Here is a 4,243-nt window from a genome sequence, read left to right on the forward strand (position 1 = left end):
CGACCGCGATCGCCTCCAACGCCTCGCCGCCGAGCTTGGCCTCGGCGAGCGGGTCACGTTCCGCGGCTTTGTCCCTGACGACGAATTAATCGATCTCTACGCCCACGCCCGCGCCGTGTACTACGCGCCGGTGGATGAAGATTACGGCTTTGCCACGGTGGAAGCCTTCGGCGCCAGCCGGCCCGTGATCACAACCGATGATGCCGGCGGCGTGCTCGAATTTGTCCGCCACGGCGAGAACGGCCTCGTCTCGCCGCCCGACCCGGCAGCGATTGCCGCGCATCTCGACCGGCTGGCCGCCGATCCGGCTGAAGCGGCTCGCTTGGGATGCGCAGGCCGCCCGCTAGTTGACGCGATCACGTGGGAAAGGGTGGTGCAAGCATTGGTAGGACAAGCATAAAGTTTGCTGCCAATGCCATCGCCATCGCAAAAACGCTACCAAGAGCGCTCGTTCATTCGCGTTGTGATTGAAATAATGCCGCTGTGCGTTCTTGCGGTTGCTTAACCACAAGTGCACAACGGTATATTCATTGATAACCTCATTACCACTCGCCTAAGTTGCCTCGGATCTGAACGCTAAGCCGATAATTCCCTTCCCAAACCGGTGGTTGTGAATATGCCGATAATGGCTTGGCAGGCTATACCAAACTATGCCAGTCTAGCGTGGTAAAGCACACGAGCGATCTGTTCGATCAAGCCTCCCCATTCCGGCAGTGCTGATAACAAGATAGTGAAACTCACTGCGATAGAAGCAGCTAGGGTCTAAGCCAGTGTCGATCGAGCGATGCAATGCCTCACACCCTATGAATGGTGAGCAGGAACAGCGGCGCATCGATGTACAGGCAACCCGCCTCATTGCCGAGATAGCGTAACAGCGTGGATTGGACAAGAGACCGCTGCTGGCACATGTCGTTCATTGTGAAATTAATGTGTAAAAATTTTGTAATTTCTAGTTATTAAATATTATTCTTTTTTAGATATAAATTTTGTAAATTCAAAACTGTCAAATACAGTCTACTTGTTTTGGGTTAATAAAAATTATTCTTGGTACAACTTTTTCTTTGTAATCATTCATGTATTTTTAAGCGTTATAATCAATATTGTCTTTTTTATTAATACTTTTTATTCAGAAGCTGTTTTTTGTCTTCTAGTTGTGACATGATTGTATCGTGATATTTTTATTATTTCTGTGGGTACAAATTGTTGTTATTTTGTTAGCAAATTATTAATTAAGACTTATTACTTATCATTACGTATTAATAGTTACATGTTTTATTAGTTTGGTAATCATTTTATTCGCTAAGATAACCAATAAAACGTTCCGCTGGAATCATGATTGGCATGCTAAGCTAAAGTGGCCGCCGTTTGAACGATATATATTCCTGCTCGGTATCGGCCCACTCATTGCCCAGACGATCATCAATTTCATCACACCGGCGGCAAACTGGGACTCGCTCAATTATCAACTTTATATGCCAGCCTACTGGTACCAGCAACACCAGCTAGCAATGGTGTCGCTGCCGTATGGCAATGCTGCCCCGCCGTATTATCCGATTAATGCGAACCTCTTCTACTTGTGGCTGATCTTGCCGTTCGATATGATCGCCGTGGCTGACATTGGTCAGGCGCCGTTTGCCTTGCTCGCGGCATTGAGCGTCTATGCCATTGCCCGCCAGCTCGATCTGTCCCCAGTAGTTGCCCGCCGTGCCGGTATCTTGACACTCTTTGTGCCAATGGTTTCGGCGACTGCCGGATTGTGGTCAACAAATGATGTGATCTTTGCGGCCATTTGGTTGTTGAGCCTAGCAATGGGGCAACGCGCCGCCTGCACTGCAACCCTGCGCGATCTCGTACTGGCAAGTATTGCGCTTGGTCTCACTATTGGCACGAAAGGGTTTGCGCTTACCTTCAGCATCCTGCTGGCGCCGTGGTTGGCATGGGCATGGTGGCGCTACGGCTGTTCCTCGTGGCAACGCCTTGGATATGGCGCCATTGCTATGATCATCCCGCTTAGTGCATTAGCCAGCTTCTCGTGTGTGCGTAATTGGCTCTTGACTGGCAATCCGTTGTATTCGTATCGCTTCACGTTGAGATGGATCACTTTGCCAAGATTGGTAGATTGGCAATGGTTTACCAGCCAACTTTTTTCAATTCGATGCCCGCCTGCTCTTTTTTGAGCCGGGTTATGCCAACCTTGGTTTGTTATTGCTGGTGGCAATACCTAGCCTGAGGAAGGTATTGTTCCGGTCTCATCCATGGCGACGATCGACGATCATCCTGATTGGGCTAGCTGCCGGTTATTTTGTGCTCTTCAGCGAACTTTTGCCAATCCGCGCTACCCGGTTTTTGCTGCCGGCAATGCTCTTACTCCTGATTGTGGCGGTGATAGGTTTGGAACAGATAGACAAGCATCGCCCGAAAGAGCGATTCTACCTTACCTACGTGGTAGTAGGCAGTTTATTGATGTTTCTGATAACAGTGTATACCATGGGGACAAATTTGTTTGAGGCTGCGCCTACTTCACTCTACATAGACGCTAGCACTTGGCGAGCGTTGTGGGATGTTACGTGGCGAATCACCTTGCAGACAGAACTCCAATATCTACTGTTGCTTGGGGTAAGTATTGGGGTTTTGATAGTGATCGGGCGAGCGTTGGAGCGGTGGGGTTGGCGAATCTTGCCGTTTATCGGATTAGCCGCTATCGTGGCATTCGCAACCGGATTAGAACACTATGACCGGCGCGAGTATTATGCATACACGCGCTTGCCTTATGCGAATGTGGGCCAATTGTGGCATTGGGTGAATGCACATACCACAGGCCAGCGCATTGCGTATCTTGGCGGGAATATCCCGTTGCCGCTGATGGGCCATCATTTAAAGAACGTTGTTACTGCCGTGAATGTTGGCGCCGGCGATTTATTGCACGAAATCGAGGCAAATGTTCCGGCTGATCAACCAATCCGTACCTACCCAGATAACCGTAGTGATGTCCCTGATCAAGCGGTATGGTTGCAACAACTGCGTGATAAACAGATCGATCTGGTCGTCGTTTATGAACCCATTCCGGCAGATTGGCCTGAGGTGCAATGGAGGCGGAACAATCCTGATCGGTTCGAGCTGGTGTACAATGGCCCCGGTGGGTCGGTTTGGCGTGTTCGGCGCTAGCGATAAACTCTGTTCGGTTGGCTAGGCTAAACCCTTGCGCCCCCTGCCGCCTTATGGTAATATCGCAGATGGCGCGGGCAGGTCGCATAGTTGGTCTAGTGCGCGGCACTGGAAATGCCGTACAGCGGTAACGCTGTCGTGGGTTCGAATCCCACCCTGCCCGCCACCGCCATCACAGTGTCATCAGCCCGATCCGTACCACGATGTACCCGATCAACCCCAACAAGTGCAGCCCGACAATGAGCCAAAACACCTTCGTATACGAACCTTTGCTGACTTTGTGACGCACCAACTCTTGCGCAATCAATGCCCCCGGCCACCCACCGAGCAATTCCCACTGGTGCAGCGTCTTCTCGCGGATGCGCCGCACGCCGCGCTGCGCGCGCTGCTTGTCTTCGATATAGAGCATCAGTGTCACCACACTGGCCGCCAGATACCAGCCGATGACCCAAACTGGCAGCCCTACCGTGACTGTCGCTAGTCCGATCAGGGCGATGAACGCTGCGCACACCAACAGCGCCAGCATCGTGTCAGCCGGATTAACTCGCGGCGGTGCGATCTGTGGCGCTGGTGATTGCGACTCGACGTTAATCGCTTGCAGACGCCCCTGCGCATCTTGGCCAACCTCGAATCTGACCAGTTCGCCAATCTGCGGCAGCCAATCGCGGTGATAGCATTGGTTGATGTGAAAGAAGATGCCGTTTGGGTGGCTCGGCAATTGGATGAAGCCGTACTTTTCCTGCGCTTTCCACGTGACGATGCGGCCAATGTAGCGTTGGCTATTCATAGCAGTGATGGTGGCTAAAACGCTGAAACCGTTATGGGGAAGAGTACCATGCCAAACGCCATCAAGCAATAGGAACGATGTCATTGCGAGGGCGCGTAGGGGGCAGCGCGTCGCACTGCCCGCGCGCCCGCAGCACTCCCCCGCGAGTACGGGACGCATCCGCTCAGCGGGATCGGTAAACCGAGCCTTTCCTTCGGGCAAATCCGTGACCTTTTGCGCCTGCCGCACGGCATCCATCCCGCTAAAGCGGGAGATGGCTTCGCCGCCGGTGGCGGCGCGCAAGGACAAGCG

The 4,243-nt window shown here is 52.4% G+C and carries 4 protein-coding genes and 1 tRNA gene; 4 read left to right on the forward strand and 1 reads right to left on the reverse strand.

What is annotated here, in order from left to right; all coding sequences use genetic code 11:
- The 4 genes from U9R81_RS17390 to U9R81_RS17405 form a co-directional block, all read left to right on the forward strand.
- A partial coding sequence (locus U9R81_RS17390; RefSeq protein WP_322496688.1) for a glycosyltransferase family 4 protein occupies positions 1–400 on the forward strand: 400 nt, incomplete at its 5' end.
- 1,072 nt (positions 401–1,472) lie between these two features.
- The gene (locus U9R81_RS17395) at positions 1,473–2,177 is read left to right on the forward strand and encodes a glycosyltransferase family 39 protein (RefSeq protein WP_322496689.1); all 705 of its coding nucleotides are present in this window, start codon (positions 1,473–1,475) and stop codon (positions 2,175–2,177) included.
- Between the two features lie 61 nt (positions 2,178–2,238).
- Entirely contained in the window at positions 2,239–3,165 is a 927-nt protein-coding gene (locus U9R81_RS17400; protein ID WP_322496690.1) for a hypothetical protein, read from the forward strand.
- 75 nt (positions 3,166–3,240) lie between these two features.
- Positions 3,241–3,331: transfer RNA gene (locus U9R81_RS17405), tRNA-Ser, on the forward strand.
- A gap of 6 nt (positions 3,332–3,337) precedes the next feature.
- On the opposite strand, the gene U9R81_RS17410 is transcribed toward U9R81_RS17405, so the two are convergent.
- On the reverse strand, positions 3,338–4,243 hold a 906-nt coding region (locus tag U9R81_RS17410), incomplete at its 5' end, for a DUF1294 domain-containing protein (RefSeq protein ID WP_322496691.1).

Origin of the sequence: Chloroflexus sp., from assembly GCF_034435895.1 — a bacterium.
GTDB lineage: Bacteria > Chloroflexota > Chloroflexia > Chloroflexales > Chloroflexaceae > Chloroflexus.